This window comes from Moorena sp. SIOASIH, assembly GCF_010671925.1.
GTDB lineage: Bacteria > Cyanobacteriota > Cyanobacteriia > Cyanobacteriales > Coleofasciculaceae > Moorena.
The window spans coordinates 982,110-1,000,046 of record NZ_JAAHIH010000003.1 but is presented as its reverse complement, the minus strand read 5'-3'; the positions used below and the strand labels follow the sequence as shown (position 1 = coordinate 1,000,046).

10 protein-coding genes are annotated in these 17,937 nt (G+C 44.1%); 6 read left to right on the top strand and 4 right to left on the bottom strand.

Features of this window, described 5'->3' with window-relative positions:
- Positions 1-144 precede the first annotated feature (144 nt).
- The gene (locus tag F6J90_RS19645; protein ID WP_293097067.1) at positions 145-339 is read right to left on the bottom strand and encodes a hypothetical protein; all 195 of its coding nucleotides are present in this window, start codon (positions 337-339) and stop codon (positions 145-147) included.
- A 148-nt stretch (positions 340-487) separates the two neighbouring features.
- On the opposite strand from F6J90_RS19645, the gene F6J90_RS19640 reads away from it, so the two are divergent.
- The 5 genes from F6J90_RS19640 to F6J90_RS19620 all read left to right on the top strand — a co-directional run bounded on the left by F6J90_RS19640 (position 488) and on the right by F6J90_RS19620 (position 16,684).
- Positions 488-1,051 (top strand): hypothetical protein, encoded by a 564-nt coding sequence (locus F6J90_RS19640; RefSeq protein ID WP_293097064.1) that lies wholly within the window; start codon positions 488-490, stop codon positions 1,049-1,051.
- Between the two features lie 745 nt (positions 1,052-1,796).
- Complete coding sequence (locus F6J90_RS19635) at positions 1,797-4,289, top strand: hypothetical protein (RefSeq protein WP_293097061.1); 2,493 nt, start codon at positions 1,797-1,799, stop codon at positions 4,287-4,289.
- Complete coding sequence (locus tag F6J90_RS19630; protein ID WP_293097058.1) at positions 4,286-11,230, top strand: hypothetical protein; 6,945 nt, start codon at positions 4,286-4,288, stop codon at positions 11,228-11,230. Before F6J90_RS19635 ends, F6J90_RS19630 begins: the two co-directional genes overlap by 4 nt.
- A 184-nt stretch (positions 11,231-11,414) precedes the next feature.
- A complete protein-coding gene (locus tag F6J90_RS19625) occupies positions 11,415-13,676 on the top strand; it encodes an OmpA family protein (RefSeq protein ID WP_293097055.1) in 2,262 nt (753 codons plus the stop codon).
- A 254-nt stretch (positions 13,677-13,930) separates the two neighbouring features.
- Positions 13,931-16,684: a DEAD/DEAH box helicase gene (locus F6J90_RS19620; RefSeq protein ID WP_293097052.1), complete on the top strand. Its 2,754-nt coding sequence runs from the start codon at positions 13,931-13,933 to the stop codon at positions 16,682-16,684.
- Between the two features lie 141 nt (positions 16,685-16,825).
- Here F6J90_RS19620 and F6J90_RS19615 read toward each other — a convergent pair whose 3' ends face one another.
- A complete protein-coding gene (locus F6J90_RS19615; RefSeq protein ID WP_293097858.1) occupies positions 16,826-17,020 on the bottom strand; it encodes a hypothetical protein in 195 nt (64 codons plus the stop codon).
- Between the two features lie 138 nt (positions 17,021-17,158).
- On the opposite strand from F6J90_RS19615, the gene F6J90_RS19610 reads away from it, so the two are divergent.
- Entirely contained in the window at positions 17,159-17,281 is a 123-nt protein-coding gene (locus F6J90_RS19610) for a hypothetical protein (protein ID WP_293097049.1), read from the top strand.
- Positions 17,282-17,287: 6 nt separating this feature from the next.
- Here F6J90_RS19610 and F6J90_RS19605 read toward each other — a convergent pair whose 3' ends face one another.
- Positions 17,288-17,587 carry a Fis family transcriptional regulator gene (locus F6J90_RS19605; RefSeq protein ID WP_293097046.1) on the bottom strand — a complete coding sequence of 100 codons (300 nt, stop codon included), beginning with the start codon at positions 17,585-17,587 and terminating at the stop codon, positions 17,288-17,290.
- Positions 17,588-17,594: 7 nt separating this feature from the next.
- A complete protein-coding gene (locus F6J90_RS19600; RefSeq protein ID WP_293097043.1) occupies positions 17,595-17,933 on the bottom strand; it encodes a type II toxin-antitoxin system RelE/ParE family toxin in 339 nt (112 codons plus the stop codon).
- Positions 17,934-17,937: the final 4 nt, after the last annotated feature.

Genomic DNA, 17,937 nt, shown 5'->3' with positions numbered 1-17,937 from the left:
CTTGATGCTCTGAAGTAGGAAGTATGAAGTAGCGTAGGGTGCGTTAGGGGCGGGCTTGCCATCATGTTCAACACCGAGCGCCAGTGTTGGAACAGCCCGCCCCGTAACGCACCACCCAAGGGCGAGCGCTCATTTTCCGCCTCTTTAGGCCTTGTTAGGACAGCCCGTCTGGGAATGAAACGGGCAAGATGCCCGTTCCACCAAGATGCCCGTTCCACCAAGATGCCCGTTCCACCAAGATGCCCGTTCCACCAAGATGCCCGTTCCACCCACCGGATCAAACAGCAAAAGTGAGATACACCGGTGTAACTCCTGGTTGTTGACCACGTTTTGAGTCAAGGTTTAGTGAGCCACTAATCAAGTCATTTCAGCCTACCCTGCGGGAACGCTATCCAGCGAACAGTCTTCCTACTTTAGCCTTCCTACTTCACCCTTCAAGCTTCAGTCTTCTATAAAATTGTTGTAATTCTCAAGAGGTTTATTGCAAATGAAACGTTCATCAATTCTAGGTCTGGGTGCGATCGCATTAATTGTTGCTGTCCCTTTTGTGGGTAAGACTCCTGTATTAGCTGGTTTACAGGAAGCTGGGGAAGTGATTGTCCAAAACATCATGCGCCCCAAAGTGCAGTTGAAATTAGTAGCTAAGAAGAAGATAGTAGAAGTTGATACTGAAGGTAAAGAAAATATTACTTGGCAAGCCCTAGAGAACAAAGCCATTGTCAAACCAGGAGATACCCTTCGTTACACTGTCAAAGGTGAAAATGCTGGGGAAGTGGAAGCTGACAATCTGATGGTTACCCAACCCATTCCCCGTGCTACCATGTATATCCTTGATTCCGCTAGCAACAGCAATGGAGCAACGATAACTTACAGCATTGATAATGGAGAGACTTTTATAGAACAACCTACTATTGAAGTCACCCTTGAAGATGGCACAGTAGAAACTAGACCTGCCCCTGCTTCAGTCTACACTCACGTTCGCTTTGAGTTTCCAGAAGCCCTCGATCCCAAAGCAGTTTTAGAAGCATCTTATGATGTCACTGTTCGCTAGAAATTAGTGATTAGTGATTAGGGATTAGGGATTAGGGATTAGTCATTTGTAAATAACACTACAATCTGGTTAATTACAAATGACTCATAAATAAAGACTCATAAATCAGAACTAATTATTAATCACTTCAACTTATATTTGTTAAATATAGGTATTTAATTAATTGATTTAGTAGCCAGTATTACTGATAATGATGTTGGCTGTTTGCACAGTTTTTATAGCAGTCGCCAGGGCAGTTAGGACATGACAAAAGTCTCAAGCCTAAATAAGCGCAAGAGTTTGACTTCTGACTTCTGACTTCTGACTTCTGCTATATCTGGCTAAATCAAACTCCGTAGCCATAACCATCACTAATCGACTTTTAGATATTAGACGTTAGGTATTCGCTATTAGGTATTAGGTATTAGGTGTTAGGTGTTAGGTGTTAGATGATAGGTGTTAGGTGTTAGGTGTTAGGTGTTAGGTGTTAGGTGTTAGGTGTTAGGTAAACTAAAAGCAGTTTACAGCCTCCGTGCTGTAGCCGGTTCGCTTCATAATAGATCAACTAGAGCCTAAAACCTAAAGCCTAGAGCCTAATAATTATATTTTTTTTTACCATAACTACTGCACAAAAAAATCAGCGCAATATGCGCTATTTTTTGCTTATTTTTTTTATTCAAAAAATAATAACATTTGTATCAAAATAACAGTTTTAGAAAAAAATAAAATTTAACTCAACAAAACTATCCAGTGATTTACTATCAAAATGTGCAAATCAACCCCTTACTGGAAGAAGCGTTTCCCAAAGCTGCTAGCAACAGCTTTGATAGGAGGTATATTACCCACAGCTTCACCAGTACTGGCGCAAACTCAGCCAGCAGAAATTTCAGCAACAACCGGTCAGACATCACTACAGTGTACAGCTCCTGAAACACTAGGAGCAACTCTGATCAATCAAGTCACTTATCGGTACAAAATGCCTCGTGCTCCGAGGGGAAGATCCTCTCCGCTTAGTGAGTTCTTCATTACTGGTACTTCTAGGAAAGTCAACAGTGAAACCTCTAAACAAGGAACTCTCAATCTGGTATCTCAGGGGATTCAAGATGGGGAAGGCCAGTTGGTGTTTGGCTTAGGTGCTATGACTGATGCCCTTGAGGATGAACTAGTAACCTTGGGCTTTACTTCAGAGGAAGCCAGCAATGCCAGTATCCAAGCAGTAATGAGTTTTGCTAATTCATCCACTGACACTACGGCTGATCAAGTCATCACTGCTGCCAAAACTGCTATTGAGGAAGCGATACCGAATAAAGCCGCACTCTTAAATGGGGAGAATACTCAGACGGATCAAGTCATAGCTTTAGTGTTTACTGGACTAGATCAACAGGGCTTAGAATCCATTGGTATTGCTGAAGCCGATGCCGCAACTGCCCAAAATACGGCAGCTGGTTTAATCCCAACTGACTTAAGTACCACTACTTTTACCGAGATTCGCCAGCAAGCATTTGATGAAGCCCTCAATGCTATCCCTGAACAACAACAACTCCTGATCCAAGCTAAAGACTCTCTTGAGCAAGACCTAGTAAACATTCAGTCTGGTCAAGGGTCGCGGGTGCAATCTGGAGATATTGTCAGTTTCCGTTATGCCTTGCTGAACACCGGAGATGCAGCGATTGAGGTACAAACTCCCCAAGCCAGCGTGATTGCTCAAAGTGGCTTGGTGGGTTCAGCCTCGATTGGCAATGTTACTGTTGAGGGTTTGGAGGAAACCCCGGAAACCCTGACAATCGAGCCTGGGCAGGAGGTGGTGCTGAATGTGCAAGTGGCAGTTAATGCTGCTGCTGAAGACAACGATGAGCAAACTATAGCCTTAGGCTTTAGCAGTAATTGTGGTCAAGACAATACTTCACAACAAACCGCACAACAAACCATAGCTACTATAGCTCCTACACCAGACCCCAGCTTGGAACTGATTGACCCGTTTGGGGAAATCCGGGGTTGTGACAATGAACTGTTGGATGACTATACCGGATTTAGTGTTGGCTTATTTGATCCAGACCCCAATGACCCTACAGGATTCTTGAATATTGTAGAACTTACCACCACTGAAGTTCCCGATGACCCAAATAACAACATTCCTGAAGGCATTCAACCTAATACTACTAATGCTAATCCCTATTTCGTTACTAATGAGGACAATGAAAACCGAGGTAGATACAGCTTTCTGTTTGATCGAGACCGAGGTCAGTTAGACCAAGGTCGAAGCTACATTTTGGTGGTTAATCCACCGGATAATAGCAACTTCCTGCAACGGCGGATTCGGCTGACGATCACTAATGTTGATGAAGCGCAAGGTATAGTCTCCTATAGTGCTACTTCTGTAGATGGTCTACCGATTAGTACCGATGCCAATCCCACAGAAGTACAGGGTGAATTCCTGATTCGGAATGCGGAACGGGAAGGTCTGGTTTTGGGATTGTTGAATGTAGATACGGGTATTTGTGACCTTGAATCCATTCGGATTACCAAGAGCGCAGACCGAGCTACCGCTGAACCAGGAGATACCATCATCTATCGCCTCTCTTTGCGCAATCTAGCCAGTAGTGCTGTGCTTGACATTGTAGTCACTGACGACTTACCCCTAGGATTCACATTCGTTGAAGATTCTGTCCGGGGCGAGTTACAGCAAGAATCAGTGGAGATTGAAACCACACGAGATGGGGCAACAATTACTTTCACGACAACAGAGCCAATTCCAGAAGGTGGAGTATTAAACATTGCTTATGGAGTGCAAGTCACTCCAGATGGCATCCGGGGTGACGGGGAGAACTCAGCAATTGTTGCTGCAGAACGGGATGACAACGGCTGGGATATCAAAGATGGTCCAGTGGTTCATCGAGTACGAGTTGATCCCGGCATTATTTCTGACTGTGGCACCTTATTAGGTCGAGTATTTGTAGACAAAAACTTTGATGGTCATCAGCAACCAGGAGAACCGGGAGTTCCTAATGCGGTGATCTTCATGGAAAACGGTAACCGAATTACCACTGATGCCAATGGTCTGTTCTCGGTGAAAAACGTTCTACCGGGATACCACACTGGAGCTTTAGACCTGACTAGCCTTCCAGGTTACACCCTAGCTCCAAATACCCATTTCAATGAAGGCAACAGCCAATCCCGACTCGTGCGTTTAGAGCCTGGTGGTATGGCACGCATGAACTTTGCAGTCACCCCGACCTTCAACGAAGAGGATCAGCAATGAAACTAAATAATAATTATAACACATCTTGTAGAGTACAGCTAATGGGAGCGATCGCTGGTAGCGTCACCATGGTGCTGTATCCTGCGATCGCTGAAGCTGAATCAACCCAAGCAGCAGAGGAAAATTTACCAGTCATTGACCTGAAGCCAAGTCAACTACCTAGCCTTGATCTCAAACAAGAACCGATCCTCAGCTTTAATCCCGGTCTGGTTCCCTCCCTAAACCAAAATGAGCTATCAACAACAATTGCTCTAAGACAGTCTTCCAGTTTTAACATCAACGATGGGCAATTTCCTAGCTTTGAGCTGAGGTCAGATCAAGTTCCTAGGCTCAACCTCAAACGAGAACTTATCCTTAGTTTCAACTCCACTCTGACTCCCTCACCAATCCAACAGACAGAGCCATCCTCAGATATCGCCCTTGCACCTGTAGTAGATTTAAGTAAAGGTCGGCTACCTAGTTTTGACCTACTGCCTGGTCAACTACCTCAGCTGAATTTACAAAAAGCTCTACTTGCTAATCTAGACCTGAAACGACAGCAAAGGGTTAGTCTCAATAGTGTTAATACTGAAGCTAGACAAACTATACCGATTGCAGAAACTCAGTCATATCAAGAGATTGCGTATGCACCTGGTATCGATATCCAACTCGAACAATTACCGAACTTTGCTGTTAATGGTGAATTCCCTAACTTAAATTTAAGTAATGCTAAATTAGACAACCTTCAACTGCGTTCCCAGCAAAGGGTTAGTCTTAACAATAGTCTTAATACTGAAGCTAGACAAACTATACCGATTGACCATAGGTCACGCTACGCGAACACACCAACTAGGTCATCTCAAGAAATAGCGATTGGCCGTAGGTCACGCTACGGGATTGACCGTAGGTCACGCTACGCGATCGCAGCTATCGATTTCCAACAGGGAGAATTACCTGAGTTTGCGGTTAATCGTGAATTACCTCAGATAGATTTAACTAACGATAAGTTAGACAACCTTGAGCTGCGTACGCCCCAACGGGTTAGTCTCAACAAGAGTATCAATACTGAACCTAGAGAAACTCTACCGATTGACCCTAGGTCACGCTACGCGAACGCACCAAGTCGCTCATCTACTGAAATTACAATCGCATCTAGTATCAACTTCCAACAGGGAGAATTACCTGAGTTTGCGGTTAATCGTGAATTACCTCAGATAGATTTAACTAACGATAAGTTAGACAACCTTCAACTGCGCTCGCCCCAACGGGTTAGTCTCAACAAGAGTATCAATACTGAACCTAGAGAAACTCTACCGATTGACCCTAGGTCACGCTACGCGAACGCACCAAGTCGCTCATCTACTGAAATTACAATCGCATCTAGTATCAACTTCCAACAGGGACAATTACCTGAGTTTGCGGTTAATCGTGAATTACCTCAGATAGATTTAACTAACGATAAGTTAGACAACCTTCAACTGCGTTCGCGTAGCGTGACCTACGGTCAATCGCGTAGCGTGGCCGTAGGCCAATCACAGCAAAGGGTTAGTTTCAATCCTACTGTTAATAATGAAGCTAGACAAACTATACCGATACCAGAAACTCAGTCACCTCAAGATATTGCTTACGCACCTGGTATTGATATCCAAGTTGGAGACTTACCCAACTTTGAACTCAATGGTGAGCAATTCCCTAACTTAGATTTAACTAACGATAAGTTAGACAACCTTGAGCTGCGTACGCCCCAACGGGTTAGTTTTAATAGTATCAATAATGAAGCTAAAGAAACTCTACCGATTCCAGAAACTCAGTTAGACCAAGACATTGCTTACGCACCTGGTATTGATATCCAAGTTGGAGACTTACCTAAGTTTGCGGTTAATCGTGAATTACCTAAGATAGATTTAACTAACGATAAGTTAGACAACCTTGAGCTACGTACGCCCCAAAGGGTTAGTTTTAATAGTATCAATAATGAAGCTAAAGAAACTCTACCGATTCCAGAAACTCAGTTAGACCAAGACATTGCTTACGCACCTGAGCTCGATATCCAAGTTGGAGACTTACCTAACTTTGAGCTCAATGGTAATCAATTACCTAAGATAGATTTAACTAACGATAAGTTAGACAATCTTGAGCTGCGTACGCCCCAAAGGGTTAGTTTTAATAGTATCAATAATGAAGCTAGAGAAACTCTACCGTACCCAGAAACTCAGTTAGACCAAGACATTGCTTATGCACCTGGTATCGATATCCAAGTTGGAGACTTACCCAACTTTGAAGTTAATGGTAATCAATTACCTAAGATAGATTTAACTAACGATAAGTTAGACAACCTGGAGCTGCGTACGCCCCAAAGGGTTAGTTTTAATAGTATCAATAATGAAGCTAGAGAAACTCTACCGATTCCAGAAACTCAGTCAAATCAAGACATTGCTTACGCACCTGGTATTGATATCCAAGTTGGAGAATTACCTGAGTTTGAGCTCAATGGTAATCAATTACCTAACTTAGATTTAACTAACGATAAGTTAGACAACCTGGAGCTGCGTACGCCCCAAAGGGTTAGTTTTAATAGTATCAATAATGAAGCTAGAGAAACTCTACCGTACCCAGAAACTCAGTTAGACCAAGACATTGCTTATGCACCTGGTATCGATATCCAAGTTGGAGACTTACCTAACTTTGACGTTAATGGTGAATTCCCTAACTTAGATTTAAGTAACGCTCAATTGGACAATCTTGAGCTGCGTACCCAGCAAAGGGTTAGTCTCAATCCTACTGTTAATCCTGAAGTTAGACAAACTATACCGATACCAGAAACTCAGTCAAATCAAGACATTGCTTACGCACCTGATATCGATATTCAAGTTGGAGAATTACCTGAGTTTGAGCTCAATGGTAATCAATTACCTAACTTAGATTTAACTAACGCTACATTGGACAATCTTCAGGTGCGTACCCAGCAAACCGTTGGTCTCAATCGTGTTAATCCTGAAGCTAGAGAAACTATACCGATACCAGAAACTCAGTCAAATCAAGACATTGCTTACGCACCTGATATCGATATTCAAGTTGGAGAATTACCCAACTTTGACGTTAATCGTGAATTACCTAACTTAGATTTAACTAACGATAAGTTAGATAATCTTGAGCTGCAATCCCAGCAAACCGTTAGTTTAAATCCTACTGTTAATCCTGAACCAATCGAGCAGATAGAAGCATCACCACCAGTAATTGAACCAAGTCAGGAGCAACTAATCAGCTTTAACCTAAGACAGGAGCAACTAGCAAGCTTTGACCTAACAGACAAACAACTTCTAAGCCTGGATTTGACACAAGAGGCATCACTCAAGCTTGACCTAAAACCGGTTGAACTCCCAACAATTGCTTTTGCAGAATTGGGAGAGGAGTACCAAAACACTCTCGAAATCGCCAACTACTGGATACGGCAAAGAAGACGCAACCGCCGACAAAGACGCCAACAACCCAGAAGAGAATCGACTCCATCTTCTAGCTCTAAACCCAAATCATCCTATTTAAAAGTACTTGCCCCTACTTCGGAAAGGGTATTAGATATTCCAGCAACTAGTATTATTTTACAATATGCTTTGGGAGCTGAGGTGGAACTTCGGGTCAATGGCAAACTGGTAGATTCCTCCTTCATTGGACGCACAGAAACAGATACACTAACTAATCTTGTAACTCGGACTTGGTATGGTATTGTCCTTAGGGAAGGGGAGAATACGATCACTGCCACTATCGCTGGGTCAGATAATGTAATTTCTATACCGGTACAAGTAAGGGGAACACCCGATAAACTGGTTGTGGAAACGCGCGAGGCTCGTATCCCAGCGGATGGACGTTCTCTAGCAACGGTTCAGGGTCGGTTATTGGATACATTCGGTAATGTCTCTCACCGCGATACCATTGTTACCTTATACACCAGTGACGGTGAGTTCGTTGGTGTAGACCAAAACCCAGACCAACCGGGATTCCAGGTAGAAGCTCGAAAGGGGCAATTTACTACTGAACTGCGCTCAGGCTTAGATGCTAAAACCATTCGGATTAGTGCTGCTACTAATGATTTAGAAGCCTTTACCCAAATGCAGTTTGAAACCGCACTACGCCCGAGTTTAATAACCGGCGTGATCGATATGCGTTTGGGAACTGAAGGGACAGACTTTTTCAAGAGCTTTCGGGACTTTTTACCAGAGGATGAAGATGATGACACTAAATTTGACATCCGATCCGCTGCTTTCTTCACTGGAAGCCTTGGGAATTGGTTAATCACTGGGTCATTTAATACTGACCATGCTTTGAACAAAGGCTGTAATTGTAATGACAGTAATCGGTTATTTCGCGAGTACCAATCTTCTGAACAAGACTATCCCGTTTACGGTGATAGTTCGACAGTGGATGTAACTACTCCTTCTATAGATAATCTCTATCTGAGGCTGGAACGCTCTGGGACAAAAGTAGGAATAGAAGCGGACTATTTGATGTGGGGGGATTACAACACTGATGAGTTTTCTAGACGCTCTCAGCTATTTACCTCCACGAGGCGCAAACTCCACGGCTTCAAGACTAACTACAACTTTGGTAAGTTTCAAATTACTGGATTGTTCGCCAATAACGTAGAAGGCTTCCAGCGGGATACGATTGTCCCTGATGGTACTAGTGGTTTTTACTTTCTTTCCCGGCGACTATTGGTTGCTGGTTCAGAAGAGGTTTACATCGAGTTAGAAGAACTACAGCGACCTGGTACTGTAATTAGACGAGAACGTCTCAGTCGGGTCAGTGACTATGAAATTGACTATGACCGTGGCACCTTATTGTTCAACCAACCAATGTTACGTACTGACTTGGATCAAGAAGGACGAGTCTTAGTGCGGCGGATTGTTGTTACTTATCAATTTGATGGGGATAGCGAAGATACTAATATTTATGCAGGTCGGTTTCAATACAACTTCTCTCGGGAACTTAATCAAGAGAGTTGGCTCGGCGCTAGCTATCTACGGGAAAATCAGGGAGCTAGAGACTTTGAACTTTATGGTGTGGATGGTTTGTTCTCCTTTGGGGAGAATGTTCAATTAATCACAGAATATGCTCACTCTACCAATGATTCTGACGAATTAGGCTTAGTAAGCGGTTCAGCCTACCGCGTCCAACTAGACGGCAAATTTGGTGATGCTTTCTCCGGTAAGGCTTATTTGCGCTCTACCGAAACCGGCTTTGCCAATAACGCTACTGTTAGCTTTGTTCCTGGTCAAACCCGTTATGGTGCTCAGTTTCTGGCCAAACTGACTGATAGGACTAGTTTTCGGGTACAGGTAGACCGGGAAACTAACCGAGGTATAGCCCCCCGAGTTGTTACTAGCTTTGGTGATTTATTCGACCCCCGTACCGAACCCCAGGCTGGTAATCGGGTGGATAATTCCCTAACTACTGTAATTGCAGGGATTAAGCAACGCATTGGTGCGGGTAGCCTCCAACTCGATTGGGTGTTTCGCGATCGCGAAGACCGTAAAGATGACTCTAGAAGTCGTACATCCAATCAGTTGCGATCGCGTTTTAAAATGCCCTTAACTGATAACCTTACCTTCCAGGCTCTCAACGAACTAACTCTATCCAGCGAAACCGATTCAGTGTATTCAGACCGCACTGCGATCGGATTAGACTGGCGGGTATATCCAGGAATTACCATCAATGTCGGACAACAATGGTTTACCCGAGGGCAATTTGAGGGGCAGGAAATTACCCATCTTGGTGTCAGTGGCGATTACAATCTTGGCTCTGATACTACCATCTCTGGACGTTACTCCATTGCTGGGGGATTAGATGAGATGACCGGTCAGGGCGCTATCGGATTGAAGCACGGTTGGACGATTTTCCCTGGTATGCGACTAAACCTTGCTTATGAGCGGGTATTAGGTAACTTCCTCGGAGAAAACGCTGCTGCTGATCAGTTCAGTCAACCCTACGCTTTTGGTCAAGGAGCTTCTGCCCTTGGATTTGAGAGTGGCGAAAGCTACAGTATCGGTTTTGAATTCACTGACAGTCCCGATTTCAAAGCCAGTTTCAAATGGGAGCATCGTTCTTCTAATCGTGGCAACAACACTGTAATCACTGGTGCCGCCTCTGGGAAACTGTCTCCTGCTATAACTGCTTTGTTTAGTTATCGACAGGCGAATGGTGCTAATCAAAGGCTTAGGAGCCGATTAGGAAATTCGATCAATCTTAGGCTAGGTGTTGCTTACCGGAATCCCGAGAGCGATAACTTTAACGCTTTAATGCGCTATGAATTTCGCCAGAATCCCGCTACTATTCCCGACACGATTTTATTGGGTAGTGGTAGCGGTTATAACGAACATCTATTTTCTGGCGAAATGATATATGCTCCCAACTGGCGATGGGAATTATACGGTAAATATGCTTTGCGTTATAGTAAATCCTATTTATCCAATGATTTAATCGGGGAGAGCACGATTCATCTCGGTCAACTGAGAGCATCCTATCGTCTAGGCTACAACTGGGATATAGTTGGTGAAGGTCGCTTTATCTCTCAACCTTCAGCGGACTACTTTGAAAATGGCTTCCTGATTGAAACTGGCTACTACTTGAGTCCCAGTCTGCGCCTTGCTGCTGGATACGCTTTTGGTAATATTGACGACTACGACTTCCGTGGCTCTCGTTCCGCCAGTGGTCCGTATTTAGGACTTACTGTCAAACTTGATGGTCTGATTGGTAATCTATTTGGCGGCTTTGGCAATCAAAAGGTAGCACCACCCCAGCAACAGGAATCTCAAACTGAATCCATTGTTGAAGATAACCAAGACCAAGAAAATCCCAAGAAAACTAACCAACCTGTGGTTGAAGAAGGGCTAGAAGACAACAGTAAACCCCTTTCTAACGACAAATCAGAAGACGACAACACACAAGCAATAAGAACAGACAAATAATAGTGTGTTCGGGTAATTGATGATTGGTGATTTTAGTATAATCACCGATTAATTATGAAAAATTTACTATTATTAATTATCATAAATATTTAGTTTATCATTGACTATAAATGGTGTAATACCATAAACCAGTAAATACTTACTATTATTTAGATCAAGTTGTAATCCTTAAAAGTAAGCAGCTATGAATCCAAATCTAATTACTTCGGCTTTAAAGTCAGAAGTCTCCCTAAAAATCTCAAAAAAAAATCATTACTATTCTAGTTTAATTCCAGGTTGTATTAATAAAAAAGAAACCCCTAGACTTATCAAAAAAAACCAGTATATACCTAGATTATTATCAACCCTAGACTTAAAAGAGTTCATCCATACTGTTCCCTTTTACCTTTTGCCTTTTGCCTTTTGCCTTTTGCCTTTTGCCTTGATTCGCCCAGCCCTAGCCCAACCAACACGATCACCTCTAAAAGTCGTCGTCAATAGCAACCAAGATGGTTCAGTAAAACCAGACAATAACTTAACCCTGAGGGAAGCTATTAACCTGATCAACGGCACATTAACTCTAGACCAACTTAGTCCCACAGAAAAAGCTCAAGTAGAATCCCTAAGTTCCCCAGCACGGTCAAAAATAGAGTTTAATTTACCTGCCCAGCAAACCACTATTCGTTTGGTAGAACACTTGCCTCCCATCGCGACTGCTGGAGTAATCGTAGACGGCACAACCCAACCTGGCTATAACCGAGGTCAATCAGCTACCGCCGAGATTGAAATCCCGGTTCCATTGGTGGCAATTACCCCAGCGGAAACTGTAGACATTTTTCAAGGTTTGACAATTATTAATGATGATGTTACAATAAAGGGTTTAAGTATATATGGATTTAAGGGTCAGCACCAAGCAACTGTTATCTCAACACCAGCAGACATATTGATTTCCCATCGGCTGCCACCCCACTACGACGGTCAGTTTGCTGCCGACAAACCTCCCCAATCGGTGATTATAGAAAACACTTGGCTAGGTATACCCCCGGATGAGAGTATGCCATCAACCATGTCAGCTTTTGGGGTATGGGTGTTTAGTGGCACAGGAGTGACCATCCGGCGTAATCGAATTGCTAATCATGACGGTAGCGGGATTATTACCTCCGAGCAGGCGAGGGAGCTAAAGATTACCGAGAATATCATCGTTGGTAATGGGATGGCTGGGATGCCAGATGCTATTCGTTTAGAGGGTACTATTGAGAATACCACTATTGACTCTAACTTAATTTGCGGCAACGACGGCAGCGGTGTGTATCTATTTAAACCTACCGGTGCTGTCAGCATTCGGAATAATCAGATTAAGTATAATGGGCACCGTTTACGTCGGGCTGCCATATATTTGATGGGAGATGACCATCAAGTGATTGGTAACCAAATCACTAACCAAGCAGGACCAGGAGTGGTGGTTGCTGCTAAGCCAAAAAGCGATCGCAATATCATCCAAGATAATCAATTTGCGGCTCTAGAAGGGCTGAGCATTGACCTAGTAACTAGAAACCATACCGGAGCCAGACATTATCAAGTGGGTGATGGACCAAACCCTAAGCGAGACTCTCCTAACCGTAGGCGAGACACTGGGAATAATGCTGTGAATACACCTCGGTGGTTAGCGGTAGAGTTTTTTCAACGGGATGGTCAGGTGAGTTTGGATGGGTTAGCTGACCCTGGTGCTCAGGTAGATATCTATCTTGTAGACCAGGTTTCCCCAAAAACCCCTGGTTATGGTCCCTTGAGCAGGAAGATTGCTACAGCCGAAGCAGATCAAGACGGGAAGTTTGGGATTAGTCTTAGTAATGTCCAGCCTGGGGATTACCTGAGTGCGATCGCAACTCACCCAGACTACGGTACCTCTGAACCAGCTGTGACTGTAGTAGTGCGTGCTCTTGATGATCAAGGGAATAGTATCGAGACACGGTCAGCAACAACTCTACCGAAGACAGCAAAGCCCCAGTGTACCAGCCGTCCAGTGGCCAGGGTTCCGGTACAACCACAGTCCCCACAAATACCTGAACCCTTGGTGTTGAAGGTACCTAGGGTGATTCATTTTGCCCTTGACCAATCCAGAATTAGTCCGAGAACTGCAGCAGTACTCAACCAGATTGCCAGAGTATTACAAGAGTACCCCTTCATGACCATCGATATCCAGGGACATACAGACTTCCGTGCTACTGTGGAATATAACCAAGCCTTGGGATGGCGGCGGGCAAAGGCAGCACGGGATTACCTGTTGCGTCTGGGAGTTGGGCCAGAACGGATGACTATTCGTTCTTTTGGTGAAAGTCAGCTAAAGACCACAGGAACTACATCAGTAAATCATGCTCGTAATCGTCGGGTGGAGTTTATCTTCCAAGATGTTAGGGGTTTGGACATTATCTTGGTAGAACAGGAGGAAGATTTACAAGTCGAGTAGCATACGGATTTCTATTAGTAATCCCCTATCGGAATAGTTTTTGGGAATAGCGTCAAACCCCTTTCCTACAAGACTTCGAGTTCGTCTGTCCCTTTGTGAGAGGAAACAATTGCCCATCTATACGCCAGCAGTATCCTGACTACAATGGTGTAAACGCTCTCAATTAATTAACTAACATACAATATATACGACCAATGAACTATGTAATTGCAACCAATACCTAACGATTATATACCTTATTGGACAAACCTTGTGTGAATATTGCTACTTCATCAGTAGACCTTGACCCGAAAAACCTATTTCCCTTTGAACTAGACGAGTTCCAAAAACAGGCAATTGAGGCTCTCAATGATAGTCAATCAGTAGTTGTCTGTGCTCCGACTGGTTCTGGTAAAACCCTAATTGGAGAATATACCATTTATCGTGCGTTGTCTCAAGGGGGACGTGTTTTCTACACCACCCCCCTCAAAGCGCTCTCCAACCAGAAACTAAGGGATTTTAGGGCAAAATTTGGCGCAGACAAAGTCGGTCTAGTTACCGGTGATTCCTCGGTCAACCGAGAAGCTTCCGTCTTAGTGATGACTACGGAAATCTTCCGTAATATGCTCTATGGTACCCCAATTGGTCAAGTGGGAGCCTCTATGCTAGGAGTTGAGGCGGTCATCCTAGACGAATGTCATTACATGAATGACCGACAACGAGGCACGGTTTGGGAAGAATCAATTATCTATTGTCCGCCAGATATACAAATTGTTGCCCTCTCCGCCACTGTTGCCAATTCTGACCAGTTGACCGACTGGCTCAATCAAGTTCATGGCTCCACTCAGCTGATTTACTCTGACTTCCGACCTGTTCCTCTAGAGTTTTACTTTGCCCATCCCAAGGGAATTGTCTCCCTGCTGAATGACGACCAAACCAAGATTAACAACTTCCTCAAAACCAGGCGTCCCAAAAGCAAGGACAAAAGTGGACGTCCGGAAAGCCCCAGCATTAGCTCTGTGGTCAGCAAACTAAAAAAACGGGAGATGTTACCAGCTATCTACTTTATCTTTAGCCGCCGAGGCTGTGATAAGGCAGTAGATGAGATGGGTCCAATATCCCTGGTCAATGAACAAGAAGCAGCTCAACTCAAGAAACGGATTGATGAATTTATCAGTAAGAATCCAGAAGCAGCTCGTACGAAACAAATTGACCCCCTCTACCGAGGTATTGCTGCCCATCATGCTGGAATTTTACCTGCTTGGAAAGGTCTAGTCGAAGAACTATTCCAACAAGGACTAGTGAAGGTGGTATTTGCGACAGAAACCCTAGCAGCAGGAATTAATATGCCTGCCCGTACCACGGTTATTTCCAGTCTATCTAAGCGTACTGACCGAGGACACCGGCTACTGACTGCCTCGGAATTTTTGCAGATGGCTGGACGAGCAGGAAGGCGAGGGATGGATACCCATGGCTATGTGGTGACCGTGCAAACCCCCTTTGAAGGGGCTAAGGAGGCGGCTTATCTAGCAACTGCTGGTGCTGATCCCCTAGTTAGTCAGTTTACCCCTACCTATGGCATGGTACTAAATTTGTTGCAAACTCACTCTCTTCCTGAAGCCAAGGAATTAGTTGAACGCAGCTTTGCTCAGTACCTAGCTACTTTGTACCTAAAACCTCAACAACAGGCAATTACTGAACTGACTGCGGAACTGACGAGAATTGATTTTCAACTGGCACCGGTAGATGTGTCAGTAATGGAAGCCTATCAAAAACTCAAGGAACACCTGAAAGTAGAGCGCCGCATCCTTAAAGACCTGCAACACCAAGCAGACGTATCTCTTTCCAAAGCAGTATCCCAAGTACTACAACAGGTGCAACCGGGAGCCATTCTTTATCTCAAGGGCAAGCATGTGCCAGTGTCTTCTCCTGTTCCAGCTGTTTTGGTGTCTAAACAAAAGGGTTCCGGTCAATTCCCTTATCTGGTGTGCTTAAGTGCTGCTAACCGATGGTATGTGGCAACAACTGGTGATGTGATGGGGTTAGAGGGCTTTCCTGAAACGGCCGATGACCAAGTATCCAATGGCTCTACAGAAGATTACTCAACCGGCTCAAATCAACCTGACTCTTCTGAATCCACCATTATCAATCTTCGATACCTTGATATTGGCACTCTCCAGCCTTTAGAGGGACTTGAGATTAAACCAGGTCAAGTCAAAGGCGGAAATGAAGATACTGAAGCCTTGGCTAACCAAGTTCCCACCATTGCTCAACTCTGGGTTGCTCCAGAAGTGAGGGAGCAACAAGGTGTTGTTGCTGATCTAGAGGGTCAAATGGAAACCCATCCTCTTCGTCAGTGGGGTAATCCCTCTCAACTGATCAAACGCCACAAAAAACGGTTGTTTTTGCAGGAGCAAATTAACCAACGTCAAGCTAAATTCCGAGAATACCAGGCTCAGCATTGGTACGAATTTCTCAACCTGATTGAAATTTTAAAGGCATCTGGTTCTTTGGAAGGGTTAACTCCGACTGTTCTGGGGCAAGTGGCTGCTTCGCTTCGGGGAGAGAATGAGTTGTGGCTAGCCTTAGCCATGTTGTCGGGAGAATTAGATGACTTAGACCCCCACCAATTGGCAGCAGCCTGTTCTGCTTTAGTTACCGAAACTCCTAGACCGGATAGTTGGACAAACTATCAACCAAGTGAAGAAGTGCTAGAAGCATTGGCAAACCTCAGGAGGATTCGGCGTCAAGTATTTCAGCTACAGCGCCGATATCATGTCGCCTTACCGGTTTGGTCAGAGGATAGGTTAATTGGTCTAGTAGAACAGTGGTCATTAGGCAAATCCTGGCGGGAGCTATGCGGCAATAGCAGCTTAGATGAAGGGGATGTGGTGCGAATCTTACGTCGAACCTTAGATATATTATCCCAAATTCCCCATGTGTTGGCTCTATCAGAGTCTTTAAAAGCTAATGCGATTCGTGCTGCTCAGTTACTTGACCGCTTTCCGGTTAATGAAAGAGTTAAGTAGGGTTTGCTGAAAAAGTCGTTTGCTAAGGGTAGGAGTCAGGAGTCAGGAGTCAGGAGTCAGGAGAAAAACTACAATCAGTTATCAAAAAACATAGCAACATTTTCCTAGGTAATCTCTCTCTTGACTCCTGTTCCCTATTCCCTATTCCCTACTAATTATCGGATTATTCCCCACATCAAAAATAATTATAAATTCCGCATCAGGCATTAATCGTTTCAAGGCCCACAAATGTCCTTCGGCATCCGATCGATTGCGGAAGCGAGCAACAACAACTCGCTGCATTTGTGGTAATAGCCGAATGACCACCCACGGGTGAAGCCGTTCCGAATAGTTCATAATCAAACCATCTCCTTTTTTAGGGGAGCCAGAGCTAGCCCGGTGACGGTCCAACATCTACGGGCTAGCTCTTGACTCTGGGCGTCTCAGCGCCCACTTTTATACTATATCACAAAAAACGCAATATTATAACATATTTTGAAAATTTTTGTAACAAAGGGGTCGGGAGTCGGGAATCGGGAGTCGGGAATCGGGAATCGGGAGCAGGGAAACTATTGCCTCTTGCTTCTTGCCTCTTGCCTCTTGCCTCTTGCCTCTTGAAAACCCCTATATAACATCACCATCAATCAATTGAAGCTGTAACCGCTTACCCAGTGCATTAGCTGCCCGTTCAATTGTGTTCAGGGTTACAGAGGTATTGTTGGGATCTAAAAGACGATCTAATGCGGCAGGAGTAGTTTTCATGACCTTGGTCATTTCAGTTTTAGTCAGTCCTTTTTCAAGCATGGCCTGTTCGATTTGCCAAGCTAAAACTCGTTTGAGAGCTACCGCTTCAACTTCAGCAAGGATGTTATCTTCTTCTAAAAGTTCATCTAAGGAAGAACCGATATAAGGATTATTATTCATTTTATTTTTATAAGTTACCTTTTCTTTGTAAAGCTAAAGCTAATTCTTGTTTGGGCGTTTTTTCAGTTTTTTTGATGAATCCATGTAACAAAACCATTTGATTGTTATGAATGCAGAAAATAACCCGGGCAGTGCGGCCATTAGGTAAGTTAGTACGGACTTCAAATAAACCATTTCCCATCGGGCGACAGGTAGGCATACCAATAGGCCAACCGTACTCAACAGTTTTAATGTCTGTGCCAATTAACCGCCGTTCCTCCTTGTCTAAACTTAAGAGCCAATCACGGACAGGTTCGTTATCAGATTCAGTTTTATAAAACTTAGCAGGAATTCGTTTAGAGGTCATTGAG